At 35.0% G+C, this 17158-nt stretch carries 10 protein-coding genes and 3 pseudogenes; 8 read left to right on the top strand and 5 right to left on the bottom strand.

All coding sequences use genetic code 11. The features are described 5' to 3' along the window. Window positions 1-4: 4 nt before the first annotated feature. The 3 genes from metC to ACQH21_RS02475 all read left to right on the top strand — a co-directional run bounded on the left by metC (window position 5) and on the right by ACQH21_RS02475 (window position 3007). A complete protein-coding gene (metC, locus tag ACQH21_RS02465; protein ID WP_425384426.1) occupies window positions 5-1237 on the top strand; it encodes a cystathionine beta-lyase in 1233 nt (410 codons plus the stop codon). Then, window positions 1206-2768, top strand: a complete 1563-nt coding sequence (locus ACQH21_RS02470; protein WP_425384543.1) for a Mur ligase family protein — start codon at window positions 1206-1208, stop codon at window positions 2766-2768. Before metC ends, ACQH21_RS02470 begins: the two co-directional genes overlap by 32 nt. 113 nt (window positions 2769-2881) lie before the next feature. After that, entirely contained in the window at window positions 2882-3007 is a 126-nt protein-coding gene (locus ACQH21_RS02475; RefSeq protein ID WP_006013387.1) for a hypothetical protein, read from the top strand. A 163-nt stretch (window positions 3008-3170) separates the two neighbouring features. Here the strand turns inward: ACQH21_RS02475 and ACQH21_RS02480 are convergent. The 3 genes and pseudogenes from ACQH21_RS02480 to ACQH21_RS02490 all read right to left on the bottom strand — a co-directional run bounded on the left by ACQH21_RS02480 (window position 3171) and on the right by ACQH21_RS02490 (window position 9152). After that, window positions 3171-4401, bottom strand: a pseudogene (locus ACQH21_RS02480) (IS256 family transposase). A gap of 24 nt (window positions 4402-4425) precedes the next feature. Further along, window positions 4426-6546, bottom strand: coding sequence for a hypothetical protein (locus ACQH21_RS02485; RefSeq protein WP_425384427.1), 2121 nt, complete (start codon window positions 6544-6546; stop codon window positions 4426-4428). A 41-nt stretch (window positions 6547-6587) separates the two neighbouring features. Beyond that, window positions 6588-9152, bottom strand: a complete 2565-nt coding sequence (locus ACQH21_RS02490; RefSeq protein ID WP_425384428.1) for a valine--tRNA ligase — start codon at window positions 9150-9152, stop codon at window positions 6588-6590. A gap of 132 nt (window positions 9153-9284) precedes the next feature. Here ACQH21_RS02490 and tnpA point away from each other — a divergent pair. Together tnpA and ACQH21_RS02500 are read left to right on the top strand one after the other, a co-directional pair. Next, window positions 9285-9705: pseudogene (tnpA, locus tag ACQH21_RS02495) on the top strand (IS200/IS605 family transposase). Window positions 9706-9730: 25 nt separating this feature from the next. Continuing rightward, window positions 9731-10324, top strand: coding sequence for a hypothetical protein (locus tag ACQH21_RS02500; protein ID WP_425384429.1), 594 nt, complete (start codon window positions 9731-9733; stop codon window positions 10322-10324). 117 nt (window positions 10325-10441) lie between these two features. On the opposite strand, the gene ACQH21_RS02505 is transcribed toward ACQH21_RS02500, so the two are convergent. Next, window positions 10442-11734: a cbb3-type cytochrome c oxidase subunit I gene (locus ACQH21_RS02505; protein ID WP_425384430.1), complete on the bottom strand. Its 1293-nt coding sequence runs from the start codon at window positions 11732-11734 to the stop codon at window positions 10442-10444. A 323-nt stretch (window positions 11735-12057) separates the two neighbouring features. On the opposite strand from ACQH21_RS02505, the gene ACQH21_RS02510 reads away from it, so the two are divergent. From ACQH21_RS02510 to ACQH21_RS02520, 3 genes are read left to right on the top strand one after another with little or no spacing between them, the layout of a single operon-like run. Then, window positions 12058-13167: a PQQ-binding-like beta-propeller repeat protein gene (locus ACQH21_RS02510; RefSeq protein ID WP_425384431.1), complete on the top strand. Its 1110-nt coding sequence runs from the start codon at window positions 12058-12060 to the stop codon at window positions 13165-13167. Next, a complete protein-coding gene (lpdA, locus tag ACQH21_RS02515) occupies window positions 13160-14539 on the top strand; it encodes a dihydrolipoyl dehydrogenase (RefSeq protein WP_010401379.1) in 1380 nt (459 codons plus the stop codon). Before ACQH21_RS02510 ends, lpdA begins: the two co-directional genes overlap by 8 nt. A gap of 2 nt (window positions 14540-14541) precedes the next feature. Continuing rightward, window positions 14542-15462, top strand: coding sequence for a tyrosine-type recombinase/integrase (locus tag ACQH21_RS02520; protein ID WP_010401376.1), 921 nt, complete (start codon window positions 14542-14544; stop codon window positions 15460-15462). A gap of 433 nt (window positions 15463-15895) precedes the next feature. On the opposite strand, the pseudogene ACQH21_RS02525 reads toward ACQH21_RS02520, so the two are convergent. Continuing rightward, a pseudogene (locus ACQH21_RS02525) lies at window positions 15896-17126 on the bottom strand (IS256 family transposase). Window positions 17127-17158 lie beyond the last annotated feature (32 nt).

The following is a 17158-nucleotide window of genomic DNA, read 5'->3' on the forward strand; positions in this document are numbered from 1 at the left end:
AAATGTGAACGAAGAGTCTTTATTAGTTAAAGCAGGAAGAAAATTTAATGATTATAAAGGGTCGATGAACCCACCAGTTTATCATTCTTCTACTATATTATTTCCTACTTACAAGGACTACTTAAATGCAGCAAATGGAGAAAGTATATACGATGTAATCAATGATGGTGTTGCAAGGGATTACAGTTACAGTAATGTTGGTACGCCTACTGTTCATTATTTTTCAAATGCACTGGCTGAAATTGAGGGTAGGGGACAAGCACTCATCTACCCTTCTGGATTATTTGCACTTACTTTTGCTATTTTGACTTTCACTAAAGCAGGTTCACATGTCCTGATACAAGATAATAGTTATTATAGGCTAAAGAGATTTGCCGAAAATGAACTACCAAAAAGAGGAGTAGAAGTAACTTTTTATAATCCGACACAGGATATAACTGATTTAGTTCAGAGTAATACTTCACTCATCATGATTGAGACTCCTGGTTCTATAACGTTTGAGATTTCAAATATAGAGCATATAGTAAAAGTTGCTAAAGCACGTGGAATCGTAACCGTTTGTGACAATTCATGGGCCACTCCTTTGTTGTTTAAGCCGCTTGATTATGGAATTGATGTTGCACTATACGCGGTGACAAAGTATCTAGCCGGTCACTCAGATCTAGTGATGGGAGCTATGGTTGCTGAAGATGAAACTTTTAAATTGCTTTATGAGAGCTATAAAAATTATGGAGTCACCATTCAATCGCATGACTGTTACCTTGCACACAGGGGACTTAGAACACTGCAAACACGCATGAGGAAGCATCAAAGTACAGCAATGCAAGTGGCAAAGTGGCTGGAAAAACATCCAAAAATCAAAAGAGTTTTGTATCCAGCACTTCCCTCCCATCCTCAACATGAATTATGGAAAAGTTATTTCAAAGGGGCAAGTAGTGTATTTAGTATAGTACTAGATAGAGAATATTCATGTGAGGAACTAAGCTGCATGGTTGATCACATGAAAGTTTTCGGCATCGGTGCTTCTTGGGGAGGATGTGACAGTTTGATATTACCAATAGACCATAGATCTATGTCAAGATCTGTAATGAATTCAGATTATGGTGGAAGTTTTGTGCGAATATTTTGCGGACTAGAAGATCCTGAAGATTTGATTTTTGACTTGAATACTGCATTAATAAGACTGCCATGTTCAAGTGTTAAAGATGATTGTGAGACTGAAAGAGCTACTGCATAACATTGTAAATGCTGACTTTGATATTGAAATCAAAGGCGTCACATGTAATCCTAAGAGAGTTAAAGAAGGTTACCTTTTTGTTTGTGTGTCAGAAAGGAGTAAAGAACACGTAACATGTCTTCCTAATGGATGTGTACACAACTGTGTAGACGTTGTAATACAAGGGGCCAAGAAAGATGTCATCCCAGTGCTCAGACACTGGGATCCAGAAAATTTAATTGTAAACAAGCATACTAGACAATTGTATAATGAAAACTGGATTCCAGTGTCCGCTACTCGAATGACAAGTACTCCAAGTTTTGCAGTGCTTTACCACTCGGACCCTCAAGAAATATACAGTGAAATAGTCAGCAGGTTTTATCAATTCAAACAACCTAAATATATTGCTGCTGTAACTGGTACGAATGGTAAAACTTCAGTAGTGGAGTTTTGTCGCCAGATTTGGCAAGATAATGCAGCGTCTATAGGAACACTGGGAACATGTGTCAATAATAATAGAAAAGATAATAGCCTTACAACGCCAAGTGCAGATGATCTTTATTCCACATTGCGTGACATAAATAATAAGAACGTAGAACACTTAGCATTAGAAGCTTCAAGCCATGGAATCGATCAATACAGAATCCATGGACTCAGGCTCAATGCTGCAGCTTTTACTAATTTTTCTCAAGATCATTTGGACTATCACAAAAGTATCGATGAGTATTTTGAGGCCAAGAAAAGGTTGTTTGATGAGGTATTGCCAAAAGAAAAAACAGCGATTTTAAATGCAGATATAGACGAATATGGAGAGTTGCTCAACATAGCTGAAAAGCGTGGCAACAAAGTTATAACCTATGGAAAAAAAAACTCTGACATTACTTTATTAAAGCAGATACCCACTGCCAATGGTCAATACCTAACAATTCAAATCGGTGATGAAATTTATAACGCATTTTTTCCAATTTTTGGGCAATTTCAAGCATATAATTTGTTGTGTGCAATCGGTATAGTTATTTCATCTGGTATGGACTATCAAAGAATGTGTATAGATAAACTCGCTTCTCCACCTGGAAGAATGGAAAAAGTGAACACTTTTGCATTTGTCGATTACGCTCATACTCCAAGTGCACTCAAACAAGCTCTGTTGTCTTTAAAATGGCACTTCAATAAAAAGATAGTTCTAGTGTTCGGTTGTGGTGGGAATCGTGATCAAACAAAACGTGCAGAGATGGGTAAAATAGCACAAATGCTTGCAGGTAAAGTTATAGTCACAGATGACAATCCGCGTGATGAAGATCCGGGGAAAATTCGTCACGATATTTTGTTACATTGCCCTGATGCACTGGAGATAGGAGATAGAAAAAAAGCTATAGAGAAAGGTATAAATATAGCACATGATGAAAATATGATTCTGCTAGTTGCAGGAAAAGGACATGAAAGATTCCAAATAATAGAAGGCCAATCCCTTGAATTTAGTGATGTTGAAGTTATTAGAGAGGGCCAAAAATTTGCTACTGCTGTTTTGCTCTCTCCTTCATCCAACGCCTGAATGGCTTTTTTCCTTAAGTCATAACTGTACGCTGCTGGCATTTTTACCTTCTTGTTATACTAAATCACTATCTTATCTTGTTCCTACTATTATGAGAAGAGCTATACAAGGATATGAAAGTGGAGATTGTGGTTACAAGATTAGTGAGAGAATATAGAAAAATTGAGGATGAAATATTGCGTGATATAGTTCATTTAGTGATAAAGGCTCTTACAGGTATAGTAGCGCTTCATAAGTAAGAATATTTTTACAAAGAATTTAATAATCACAATTTAGGCAATGATGAAAGTTCTTTAAGAAAAAAGTTTAATACTATCAAGAAAAGTTTGCATAGGCATAGCAATATAATACATAATAATCAAAATATCGGGAATGTTCAAAAAAGTGTGTCAAAGCGAATTTTTAGTTCAACTCAATTTTTAACCTATCAGGAAAAAAGATATCAAGTTGAGATATAGTTAGAGCCCAATTAGGCAAAGCCATAGCCCATTTTTGCTCTATCTTTTTTATAGCACAATATACCAATTTGTACAAGGCATTTGTACTGGTAAATGAACCTTTGGTTTTAGTAAATTTTCTGATTTGTCTGTGCAACCCCTCAATTGGATTGGTGGTATAAATTAGCCTTCTAACAGGGCCAGAATACTTAAAATAACTAGACAAATTTTCCCAATTGTTTTGCCACGATTTTATGACTAAAGGATATTTTTCACCCCATTTTTCCTCCAGTTCAAGTAAATAATTTTCGGCGATTTCTCTACTTGTAGCACGGTATATTTTTTTCAAATCATTCATAAAAACTTTTATATCTTTGCTGGATACGTATTTTAGTGAATTTCTTATTTGGTGCACAATGCATAACTGTACCTCAGCATTGGGAAATACGCTATTTATAGCTGTAGGGAAGCTTTTCAGACCGTCAACACAAGCTATCAAAATGTCTTCTACTCCTCTCTCTTTTAAGTCATTTAATACGCCTAGCCAGAAGTTAGCTCCCTCACTTTCTGCTAAGTAAAAACCCAGTACTTCTTTTCTGCCATTTTGGTCTATTCCTAATATATTGTACATGCATTTACTTATGCAATGTCCATTCTCTTTGACCTTAAAAAACATCCCATCCATAAATACTATCGGGTATACTGATTGTAGGGGACGACTCCTCCATTCATTGATTATAGGCAGTAATTTATCTGTAATTCCAGATATCTCTGCTGCAGATATTTTATGGTCATAGATTTCTTCCACATAGGATGCTATATCCCTGTATCCCACACCGCTTGCAAACATGTTCAAGACCTTTGTTTCAAGTTCTGGATGTAAGCTTGTTTGCCTTTTTTTCACTATCTGTGGTTCGAAACTTCCCTCTCTATCTCTTGGTGTCAATAGTTCAAATACTCGTCTTCAAAGTTTTGCCATTCTTTCCGTTTCTTCGATTCTTTTCTTCTCTTTCATTGGATAAATGATGCTCTATTTCACCTTCTAGACTTGCTTCCAGCAGCCTTTTTACAAATGGTGTTAATGCTCCATCTCTCCCCATCAATGGTTTACCTTCCCTTATTGATGACAGTATATTTGCTTCCAGCTCTTTGTAATCTACCAGGCCAGTCGTTCCATTTTCTATTTTGTAACTCATATATCAAACCTCTATTTTTTGTTTCTATTTTATTTTTATTTCTCGGTTTGACACACTTTTTTGAACATTCCCAGAATATCCAAAATCTTCTGAATATGAAGCTTCATCAAGCTCTTTATTTGGTAGTGCTGATAAATCTCCATTACTTATATCTGAAGGAGGAAGGCTATCATTAGTTTGTACAGATATTTCTTCAATTACTCCTTTTATTTCTTGATCACTGACTCCAACATTCTTGATTAATTCCTCCAATCTATTCAAAATCTCTAATACAGTTTCCTGCGATATAATCACTTTATCTCCTTCTCTTACATTCTCTTTGAACAAATATATCATGTTTTTTGCCAAATCTTGTGCTAAGCTCACACGATTCTGATGAACTAATGAAGATTGATCATTCAAATCTGAAATTTCTTCTTTTATAGAATGCTTCTCAAATAGTAACTCTTTGTACTTTTCATGTTGAATTTGACTTTCTTCCTCCAGATTGATGCTATAATTTTCCAACTCTTCACTGTTTTTTCTTTCTTTATTAAGAATTTTTTCTAACTCTTTAATCCTACTGAAATATTTAGTTTCTTTCTCTTCCGATTGCTTACTTAGTTCTTCTAAATCTACAGTTAGTTTAATCACTTCTTGAGTTTTTTCATTTAACTTTTCTTGTAATCGTCTTTTTTCTTCTTCTAAATCCGATGATTTAAGTATTAAATCATAAGTTTCAGAACTTTCTTTTTGCAACTGCGCTTCTAACTCTGCTATTTTTTTCTCTTTCTTTTCTAAACATGTCATCAATTCTGTTACTTTTTTAGATTCTAATTCATGTGATTGACTTTCTAATCTCTGGATTTCACTATATTTATCACCTAAATCTTTTTTAGTATCATTCAATTCTTGTTCTAACCTTTTATTTTCATTTATTGATTCATCCAGTTTAAGCTCTGATCGCCCTATTTGATTAACTAGTTTTTGTATTTTGACAACTAGAATTTTAGCATATTCTTCCAAGCCTTGCTTTTCTTGCACTAATTCAGCTTTTTCTTTACTTAACTTTTGTATCTCTTTTTGCGCTTTCCTTAACTTCTCCTCTAACTTTTCCTTCTCTACTTTTCTCCTTTCAAATTCACTCTCTACCGAATCACTTGGCTGCTTGAGTTTTTGTGTTACTTCAGCCAAAACTTCATCTTTTTCCCTTACCTTTCCATTTAATTCCTCCACCTCTCTCATTTTTTGCTGTAATTGTTCTAATATAGTTTGATTATTTCCAGTTAATCTTGTATTTTCTTTTTCCAATTTATTAATTCTTTCGTTTAAGCTGTCATCTACAACTTGTGCAATTTTGTCTTGCATTTTAGTACTGCCTATTTGAGCTTCTTTGCTGCCAAGCTCAATTTCTTGAGTTGTTTGAATGTTAATATTTCTATTACTATTTTCTATCACAATCTCAGATGATTTATGATTGCCTTTCTCCTTATTTCTAAATTTTATTTGATACAAGAATAAGTTACCTATTTTTACATCTTTATTTGCTTTCAATTGATCATCAGTAACACGATTACGCTCGATAAGTTCTATACCATTAGCATCAATATTAATTATAATAGTGCACTTTTTTCCGTCCTCATCACACCAATTCAGAGTCATTTCGTATGCACCATCAGTTACAACATAGTGCCTTATTCCTTCTTCAGAAACAAAACCGTGCATTCCATTTTTTCCATTGCTATGCAGAGTTGAAAATCCTGAAATTCCATTATCTTGACAGAAATTACTATTCAAAAACTCACTGACTTTGAATTTGTTTTTATTAGCTCCCAATTTAACTTCTGCACAACTACCATATATTGACACTGTTTCAACACCACTTTCAATATACCCATTCAATACTTTTTTAGCCTTATCTTGAAGCTCTAGTCTCGCCTCCTTTACATTATTGAAATCTTGGATAACGGCTTTATACACTTCATCTTCATTAAAATTGGCATTGTATTTTATTAAAAAAGATAATATGTAAAAACTAGCTACAGCAGTGTGAATTGATTTATTCTTTTCTTTTATCTTACCGAGCAAAAACAAAAACCTTTGAATGAAGTCATGATAATCATCTTTTTGCTCTTCAATTTTATTATTATATGAATTACCAATCATTATTACCTCACAACTAAATAATTAGTATAGTAATACGAATGCTAAGTTACATCAATCAATAAACTTACAGTAAATTTTCCATTCTCAGTTATAAGCTCTGCTTCTGTACTCTCAACCCATTCTATCACTTCAGCATTGCAAACTGACTGCAAATCATGCTGAGCAGAATAATTTAACTCATCCTCTTTTACACTCGCTTTTATCATCAACTTTTGTATAAGATGCTTAACTGATACGTTATTATCTGCTTTTATTTTTCTCACAAGGTTTAATATCTGCACGAAATTATCTCCCATTTCCTCAGAATACTTATCATAGGTAAGTTCTTCCTTGTTAGGCCAATTACTTTTATTGTGAACGGAGTTATAACTATACAACTGATGATATATTTCCTCTGTAATGTATGGCAAAAATGGTGCAAATAACCGCAAAATAATATTGAGTACATATGCCAAACTCTGTTTCGCACTCATGTTTGCCTCGCTGTCCAATGCATCTCCATATGCACGTTTTTTAACTAACTCTAAGTAATTATCACAAAAATCTTTCCAAAAAAATTCTTCTATTGCGCTCAAAGCTTCGCAGTATTCAAACTGTAATAGGTTGTTCGTCGTTTTTTCTATCACTTTATATAATTTGGACAATATCCACTTATCCATCGTCTCACTGATGGAATTTATGCTCAATGCTTGATGTTTTTCCATAAACATGGAAACAAATTTGCTAGCATTCCAAAGTTTCGTAACAAGTCGTTTGCCAATTTTGAAGATATTTTCAGAGTAGACTGTGTCAACTCCAAGTCTTGAGTTTGCTGCCCAATAGCGTACTACGTCAGCTCCATAGGTTTCAAGCATTACATGAGGAGTGATGATATTACCTTTTGATTTACTCATCTTTTTTTTATCATCAGCCAAACACCAACCACTAATCATGATATTTGTCCACGGCAGTGAATCTGCATGATAATGTGCCTTCAAAATCGTATAAAAAGCCCAAGTTCTTATTATCTCATGGCTTTGGCTGCGCAGATCTGCAGGAAATATCTTATCATACCGATGGCTTGGTAAACCGAGCTCACTGTTTACTGCCAGTGCACTTAATTGAGGAGTGATCGCACTTGTTGCCCAAGTATCCATCACATCTTGATCTGGAGTAACTTCTTCTTTAATATACCCTTTCGGCAAATCTTTGAGTGGATCTACAGGTAAATCCTTTACTTCAGCTAGAATGATTTTGCCTTCTTCTCCCTTACGTTTTGAATACCAAACTGGAAATGGTACACCAAAATAACGCTGTCTTGAGATGCACCAATCCCAACTTAGCCCTTCTATCCACACCTCCATACGTTTACGCATAGATTCTGGATGCCAATTACATTTACTCACTTTATCTAATACTTGAGTTTTTTGCTCTAAAGTCTTGACAAACCATTGATAAGTAGGTAATATTTCAAGCGGCGCACCAGATCTTTCAGCACATTTAACAGAATGAGAAATGCTAGTGCTTTCTATTAAAAGTCCTTTTCCACTGAGGATTTCAATGATCCTCTTTCTTGCTTCTTTAACTTTTAGTCCATGGATCCCAGTGTCAGCTACTCGGATGACACCGGCATGTGTCTCCTCTGTCACCTGAGTAGCTTGATACTGGGCATCTTTCTCCCCTGTCATCCCAGTGCGTGACACTGGGATCCATTTTTGATCACACACTGCATGCAGATTCATCCTTCCATCCTGATCAATTATAATTGTCACCGGCAGATTATGCTTTTGCTGCCAATATATGTCGAGCTCATCACCGAATGTACAGCACATAACAAGCCCAGTGCCTTTATCTATTTTGACCTTATCATCAGCTATTATTGGAACTTTTGCCTCTGTAATTGGCACTACGGCTATTTTTCCAATCAGATGGGCATATCGTGCATCTTCTGGATGACAAAAAACTGCAACACATGCAGGAAGTAACTCAGGTCGCGTAGTTGCAATATGAATCTGCTCATTTTTTTCAGTGGAAAAAACTATCGTGTTCAAAGATGACTCAAAGACTTTATCCTCTATTTCCGCTTGCGCAATTGCGGTTTTATCAACTGGGTCCCAAAGAATAGGTTGCATTTTCCTATATATATACCCTTTGTTATATAGATCAACAAACGACGTTTGAGAAAGTGCCACAGCTTCCTTGCTGATCGTGTGATATTCCAAACTCCAATCATAACTAATGCCGACCGATTTAAATAACTCCTTGAATTCTTGCTTTGACTTCTCAATAACTTCATGGCACATCTCTATAAATTTTTCTCTGCCAACTTCTTTTGCACTAACTTTATAGGTTTGCTCAACTAACCTTTCAGTCGGAAGGCCATTATCATCAAAACCAATTGGATAAAACACATCTTTCCCCAGCATACGTTGGAACCTTGCAATAAAATCCGTATGGCAATAGCTAAATATGTGACCGATGTGCAACTTTCCTGATATAGTTGGTGGAGGAGTATCTATAGTGAAATTGTTATCCTCTTCACCATTCCACCTATAAACTTTACTCCCTTCCCATAATATGTTGTATTTATTTTCAATTTCTCTAAAGCTGTACTTTTCTTCTAACATAAATATTTTTCAGTTTTAAGCTTTAAGTTAGCACAATTGAGCAAATACAGCAATTTTAATGTCTGACATTTTAGTGTCCCCCTTCGGGGATTGTCCCGCCTTGAGGCGAAGGGCAAGTTACAATAGTCGCGTATGCGACGTTATGGGTATAATGCACACTCTAAGTACGATATGAAAGTACACTTGGTATGATATCGCAAAAGGGTGCTAATAGGCCAAATTGCTGTTAGAGTTAGGGAGCTGCTAAGGCAGATTATTACTATGGAAAATGAGATCCAAATTATCTCAGGCAAAGTTGCAGTAGATCATATTCATATGTTTATATCATATAAACCACAGCAAAGTGTTAGTAAAATTGTACAACTTTTGAAAGGAACAAGTTCAAGGTTGCTGATGCAAGATTTTGCAAGTCTAAGGAAGCAATTTTGGGGCAGGCACCTTTGGGCACGTGGATATTGAGCCGTAAGTTCTGACAGACGAGGTTATACAAGAGTACATATCTATCCAGGAAGGCGAGCCACTTCATGACAATGATCAATTTCAAATTGATTAAAATTTAACCCTTCACCTTGTAGGTGATGGTTGTTGAGTTTATAATACAAAATTTCTTGATTTTAGTTTTTTATGTATTACACGATAAATTTTTAGTATTGAGGTTTATTATGCCTGATTTTAAATTTTCTGATTTACAAGATCTTGTTAATGCTCTATATGATCCATACTATCTGCCCTCCAACGAAAAAATAAAACTAGCAGAATTGCTTGAGGACGTGTTGGAACTAGAAGTTAAAAAAAGCCCAGAAAAGGCAATATCTAAATTAAAAAATAAAATAAAAAATGAACTAAAAAGTGAAGTATCGAATGAACTGAAACAAAAAATAAATACTCAAATCCAGCAGTTACAGCAAGAAAAGAAAATATTAGAAACCAAAAATGAAGCAAATAAACAACTAAAAGAAAAAGCAACATATATCGCTACTGCTAGTACTGGTCTTGCTGTTGGGTTAGTAGTGTATATTACACTTGAACATACAACTAAATTGGACATGTGGTTAATCGTTGTTATAGCAACATTATCTGCATTCTTAGCTGGTGGTTTAATAATGAAACCTAGCTCTCAAGTAAATGGAACACAAGAACCACAAGGAGTAGCAAATAAGAATTCAGTCTAGCTTGATATAGTTTTTTTCATTTCATTGCCTTTCCAAATTTGAAGCAGGTTGTTTGAGCCATAGTACAAAGTAAATATAGTAATTTTACACTAAAATTTTTAGTTTTGTTTCTGTGGGTTAGTTGGTACGAGCCTTGCCTTTAAGAAGATGTAAAATCACAATTATTACGAATAACATTCCACCAATAACTGATATAGCTCCACCCGTAATAAAACAAGCACGTGCCAACATTGATGAAATACTTGGCAGATCTGCAACTTTTCTTAATGCACCATATCCACCAAGCCAAACAAGTCCAGTAATGTGGAGAAAATGTCCCAAGCTATATGCATAAATCTGTAATCTTACTATGGAGCTTTTTATTTCTTTACAGCCCAATTTTGGTAACAGCCAGTAGACAAAATTCATAAAAGCTATAGTAATACCAACCACAGAACCGTGATAATGCGCAGGGATAGTGACATTTCCTTCAATAGTTAGCACTCCAAGCACACCTCCATAAATGAACAATACAAACGAGTGGAGAAGATAATTGCCCTTATCATTGAGCAGAGTTTTTATGTTGCAAGACACTAATATTGTTAAAAAGCACGGCAGAACTGCTCCAGCAATTCTCATATGCCAGGTAAAAAACTGTATTAATTCAGCACTATCCGCCGAATAAGTAAAGTATATAAACGGCGCACCTACGGTCAAAACTGTGTTTATAAATAGTGGTAAAATGGTAATTTTATTTAGACTAATATAGCGAGCATTCAGTATGATCAAATAAACTAAAAACATTGCTTGAGCAAAGGCAAACTGCAGTAAATGTCCGCCTCCCCAAAAGAGATATTCATAAAATAAATTCTTGTCTGAGTGATATAGACCTGGAGGCATATTTTTATGTGCTAAAACAACACAAAGAAATGATGACACAAGTATAATGACCAGGCCAATTTGTCCGATTGAAAGATATGAGTCTTGTTTATTTGATATGTAGGCTAGAGCTGTATTTATCAATATGATGGTAATGAAAAGACTGAGTCCAAGTAAAAATAATTTGTTTTGTAATACAGGTATATAGTTACTTTTGATAACTTCAGTATTTGGAACAAATGCAGATATAAACATTAGCAGCATGGAAAGGATTGAGAGAATCCATGAGAAGTTAAACCAATGATTGGTGTTTTTTAAGTTTATGATGAAGAGCAGAGATATTATAGAGCACATCCATACCAAAATTGACAAATTTACGTGTATCACAAGTGCATTATCAAAGATATATTGTGCAGAAGGAATGAGAGAAGAAATAAAAGGCAATCGTAGAAAAATAACAATTATTGACAGCAGTCCAGAACAAGCAAGAGCAAGTACTGCCAAGAATATCCATTGCCTGCAAAGTGAAGCGTTATTTTGTATGTTGAGCATTTACTTTTAGGTACTATAGCATAAGACAATGTACATTTTTCAAATTGATATGCATAGTTTAAATGAATGACATTACAACAATATCTTTCATCGTGAAAATGCTGCGTCCATTTCCATTTCATATTATGGTAATATTACTGACAGCGTTAGTCTGGGCTATCGAAATGTGTTTTAATCAATACTTGATAAAAATTATTACAGTAAGAGAATCTTTACATAATGGCATGACATTACGTTAATGCTTTTGATCCACAATTAAGAACATTTTCGTTGTGATTTACGTTTCTAGTATGTATATTAATGAATCTTGTTTTCACTAAATAATGAAAATAATAATTGTCATGATAATGTTATTGTATAGTAACTATACAATGGCAAGCGAACGAATAAGTTTAGTAGATAAAAAATTATCTCAAGGATATGTAGCTCCAATACTTACAGAAAATAGCGTTATTTTACCAGACAAGCACGGTACCTTATATTCCTTTGATATCGATAACCCAAGAGTTATAAATTGGAAATTATACCTCTCAAGTAGGAAAAAAATTGGTAATATGAGTTTATCGAGCTACAAAGAAAATGTTTTCTTTGTAGTGGATAACATTCTACACACAATAGATGCGAAAACAGGGGAGATTCAATGGGAAAAAGAATTAAGAGCTCCGGCAATAGGGAAAGCAATAGTAATAAACAATAAGTTGGTAGTATTGACTATTGATAACTATCTACATGTATTTGATGTAAAAGATGGCAGCCCCATTTGGGCTTATCAAAATGGTATAAATGAGGTTCGAGGTTTATATTCCATCTCACCAGCAGTCTCTAATGATAAAATAATGGCACCATTTTCAAATGGCGAGTTAATAGCTTTTAATGAAGAAGGTAAAAAACTATGGAGCCAAAAATTAGCTACAAATCTTTTAGACACACAGCTTACAGATGTAACTACTACACCTAGAGTACACGATAATATCTTAATAGCTACGAGCAACTCTTATATTTATAGCATTGACGTAAACTCAGGAAATATTTTATGGTCAAGGCCACTACAAGTAAAAAGTATATCAAACATTGAGTCATATTATAGCCCTCTTATTCCTGCAGAGAAACAAAAAGAAGGCGGAAGAATTTTCATGGTGACTAAAGATAATAAGGTAATTGGCATCGACATACAAAGTGGAAAAACAGTTTGGACATCTGATTTTATAGAGAATGTGCAATTGTTTGTTCCAATTATGTATGCCCATACGCTTTGGGTAACAAGTAATAAAGGTTCAATATTTGCTTTTCCTGGATCTGAAAGTACAGGAAGGGTAATTAAAATACCCGGTAATGTGTTTCATGCTCCAGTATTTACCCATGGTAAGATGTATATAACGACTGAAGGAAATGGTGTTTATTCTTTAGAAAATAGGTTTGTTTTTTATGACTGATTATGATTTGATTATTATAGGTGGTGGTCCAGGTGGTTACAAATGCGCTATTGCTGCTGCAAAACTTGGACTCAAAGTTGCTTGTATAGACAAAAATAGCATTTTTGGTGGCACGTGTTTGCGAGTTGGGTGTATACCATCAAAAGCATTACTCCATTCCTCTTATCAGTATGCTAGCGCGAAAAATAATCTATCAAAACTTGGCATAAAAGTTAAGGATGTAAGTCTCGATTTGAGAGAAATGATAGGCTATAAAGACGCTAGAGTTCAGGAACTTGGAAAAGGCATAGAATATCTGTTTAACCTTTACAAAATTACTAAGATCAATGGACTTGGAAAAATTACTTCTTTTGATCAAGGCAACCTTGAAGTTTCAGTTGAAGGTAAGGTGCTGAAGACAAAAAATATAGTAATTGCAACCGGTTCTGACGTTATTTCTTTGCCAGGAATTAATATCGATGAGAAAAGTATTATTTCATCAACTGGTGCATTGTCTTTAACTGAAGTACCAAAAAAACTTGTCGTAATCGGAGCCGGGGCAATAGGGCTTGAAATGTCTTCTGTATGGAGGAGGCTAGGGTCTGAAGTCACTGTAGTAGAATTTTTTGACAGAATCGCTGCAGCAATGGATGGAGAATTAAGTAAGTCTCTACTTTCTAGTCTACAAAAACAAGGAATAAAATTTTTACTTAGCACTAAAGTTGAGGGAATAAAACAAAGTAGTAACTCTTTGAGTGTGAAAGTTTGCTCTGTAAAAGATAATCAAACAAATACTATAGAGGCGGATAAGGTATTGGTGGCAGCAGGACGCAAACCATGCTCTGAGGGTCTTGAAAAAATAGAAAAAGACAGTCGTGGCTTTATTAAAGTCAACAATAGTTATGAAACCAACGTAAAAGGAATATTTGCTATTGGTGATGTGATTGGTGGAGCAATGCTTGCTCACAAAGCTGAGGAAGAAGGGGTGGCAGTTGCAGAGATACTAGCAAGGCAATTGCCTCACGTTGATTATGAAATCATACCGTCAGTCATTTACACCCACCCTGCAGTTTCTTCAATCGGTAAAACTGAAGAAGAACTAAAAAGTGCTGGTCGAAAGTATAAAGTTGGTAAATGTCAATTTGCTGCAAACGGTAGAGCAAAAGTCACTGACGATGCTGAGGGATTCGTGAAAGTTCTGACTTGTAGCAAAGCAGATACAATACTCGGTGTACATATCATAGGAGCATACGCTGATACGCTAATCAATGAAGCAGCGGTTGCAATGGCATATGGTGCAGCAGCAGAGGATATATACAGAATTTGTCACTCTCATCCTGATATAAATGAAGCCTTTAGGGATGCGTGCATCGATGCTTTCTTTAAAAAGTAACTGTGGACCTCGGTTCAATCATTGAAAAATGGTATGATTGGCTAAAGTACAACAGGTCTTACTCACCAAACACTTTGGAGTCATACATGAGGGACCTCAAGGATCTTATAAGTTTCCTAAATACTCACATTGGTGAAGAAGTAAATGTTGGCTCTTTAGAAAAATTAAGCATACCTGAACTGAGAAGTTGGTTTACCTCTCGTTATGCAAGAGGTGTAAATGCGAGATCTAACACTCGCGCATTGTCAGTAATCAGAAATTTTTTCAAATATATAAAAAACAATTATGAAATAAATAATGAAGCGGTATTTTCTTTATCAAGGCCAATTCAGAGAAGAACTCTACCTAAAGCACTTTCAATATCTAACATAGAAACTCTATTGAAAGAAATGAAATTGCCTGATCTAGGCGAGCCTTGGGTGGTAAAAAGAGAAATTGCAATTGTCGTTCTGCTATATGGTACGGGCTTAAGAATCACTGAAGCACTGAATCTTAAGGTTAGTGATATTAGCAATGAAAGTTTAATAGTAACAGGTAAGGGAGATAAACAAAGGCAGGTATTTATTCTTCCAGTAGTAAAAAAGTGTATACAAAAATATATAAAAGCTTGTCCCCACTTTGACGAAGCGGGACATCTTTTTGTCGGGGTAAGAGGAAAAAAATTGGGAAGAACTTATGTTGCTAATCGTTTGCAAAAAATAAGAAGATTTTTAAACTTACCAGAAATTTTATCTCCACATGCATTTCGCCATAGTTTTGCTACTCATTTGCTTCAGGAAGATATTGACATAAGATCAATACAACAGCTGCTTGGCCACTCAAGCCTTGAAACTACTCAAGTTTACACTCACCTAAATTATCAAGATGTCTTCAATATGTATAAAAACTTTCAGAAGAGTTTGAATAAAAAATCGAAATCTTAACTTCGTCTTAAATCGATAATATTGCCGAACTGAGTGCTTGCAACATCATTCAGTACTATACTTGCTTTATATAAGCAATAGTGACCAGCAGAGAAGAAAGCAAAAACGTTTTGCAAAAGGTTATGAATGAAAGAGAATAGACAGCAGAATTTAAATTAGAAGCTATGTAAAGAAACAAGTCAAGCAAATAGCAAAAGAGCTAGGCTCTGTGTACAAAATGTTAGCAGGTCAAATTAATTGAGGACGGGGATTTGTGACTAAAGTTCATGCACTTGTTGACGTACTGGGAAACCCATTCAAATTTATTTTGACCTCAGGCTAGAGGAACAAATTACTCGGGAATGTTCAAAAAAGTGTGTCAAAGCGAATTTTTAGTTCAACTCAATTTTTAACCTATCAGGGAATGTTCAAAAAAGTGTGTCAAAGCGAATTTTTAGTTCAACTCAATTTTTAACCTATCAGGAAAAAAGATATCAAGTTGAGATATAGTTAGAGCCCAATTAGGCAAAGCCATAGCCCATTTTTGCTCTATCTTTTTTATAGCACAATATACCAATTTGTACAAGGCATTTGTACTGGTAAATGAACCTTTGGTTTTAGTAAATTTTCTGATTTGTCTGTGCAACCCCTCAATTGGATTGGTGGTATAAATTAGCCTTCTAACAGGGCCAGAATACTTAAAATAACTAGACAAATTTTCCCAATTGTTTTGCCACGATTTTATGACTAAAGGATATTTTTCACCCCATTTTTCCTCCAGTTCAAGTAAATAATTTTCGGCGATTTCTCTACTTGTAGCACGGTATATTTTTTTCAAATCATTCATAAAAACTTTTATATCTTTGCTGGATACGTATTTTAGTGAATTTCTTATTTGGTGCACAATGCATAACTGTACCTCAGCATTGGGAAATACGCTATTTATAGCTGTAGGGAAGCTTTTCAGACCGTCAACACAAGCTATCAAAATGTCTTCTACTCCTCTCTCTTTTAAGTCATTTAATACGCCTAGCCAGAAGTTAGCTCCCTCACTTTCTGCTAAGTAAAAACCCAGTACTTCTTTTCTGCCATTTTGGTCTATTCCTAATATATTGTACATGCATTTACTTATGCAATGTCCATTCTCTTTGACCTTAAAAAACATCCCATCCATAAATACTATCGGGTATACTGATTGTAGGGGACGACTCCTCCATTCATTGATTATAGGCAGTAATTTATCTGTAATTCCAGATATCTCTGCTGCAGATATTTTATGGTCATAGATTTCTTCCACATAGGATGCTATATCCCTGTATCCCACACCGCTTGCAAACATGTTCAAGACCTTTGTTTCAAGTTCTGGATGTAAGCTTGTTTGCCTTTTTTTCACTATCTGTGGTTCGAAACTTCCCTCTCTATCTCTTGGTGTCAATAGTTCAAATACTCGTCTTCAAAGTTTTGCCATTCTTTCCGTTTCTTCGATTCTTTTCTTCTCTTTCATTGGATAAATGATGCTCTATTTCACCTTCTAGACTTGCTTCCAGCAGCCTTTTTACAAATGGTGTTAATGCTCCATCTCTCCCCATCAATGGTTTACCTTCCCTTATTGATGACAGTATATTTGCTTCCAGCTCTTTGTAATCTACCAGGCCAGTCGTTCCATTTTCTATTTTGTAACTCATATATCAAACCTCTATTTTTTGTTTCTATTTTA

The sequence above is a fragment of the Wolbachia endosymbiont (group B) of Eupithecia inturbata genome, assembly GCF_964030915.1.
Taxonomy (GTDB): Bacteria; Pseudomonadota; Alphaproteobacteria; order Rickettsiales; family Anaplasmataceae; genus Wolbachia.

Excerpts from the sequence above, each read along its gene's own strand:
- ACQH21_RS02470 (WP_425384543.1), top strand. The coding sequence starts at position 1,206 with ATGATTGTGAGACTGAAAGAGCTACTGCATAACATTGTAAATGCTGAC.
- ACQH21_RS02475 (WP_006013387.1), top strand. The coding sequence starts at position 2,882 with ATGAAAGTGGAGATTGTGGTTACAAGATTAGTGAGAGAATATAGAAAA.
- ACQH21_RS02485 (WP_425384427.1), bottom strand. The coding sequence starts at position 6,546 with ATGATTGGTAATTCATATAATAATAAAATTGAAGAGCAAAAAGATGAT.
- ACQH21_RS02490 (WP_425384428.1), bottom strand. The coding sequence starts at position 9,152 with ATGTTAGAAGAAAAGTACAGCTTTAGAGAAATTGAAAATAAATACAAC.
- ACQH21_RS02500 (WP_425384429.1), top strand. The coding sequence starts at position 9,731 with ATGGTTGTTGAGTTTATAATACAAAATTTCTTGATTTTAGTTTTTTAT.
- ACQH21_RS02505 (WP_425384430.1), bottom strand. The coding sequence starts at position 11,734 with ATGCTCAACATACAAAATAACGCTTCACTTTGCAGGCAATGGATATTC.
- ACQH21_RS02510 (WP_425384431.1), top strand. The coding sequence starts at position 12,058 with ATGAAAATAATAATTGTCATGATAATGTTATTGTATAGTAACTATACA.
- lpdA (WP_010401379.1), top strand. The coding sequence starts at position 13,160 with ATGACTGATTATGATTTGATTATTATAGGTGGTGGTCCAGGTGGTTAC.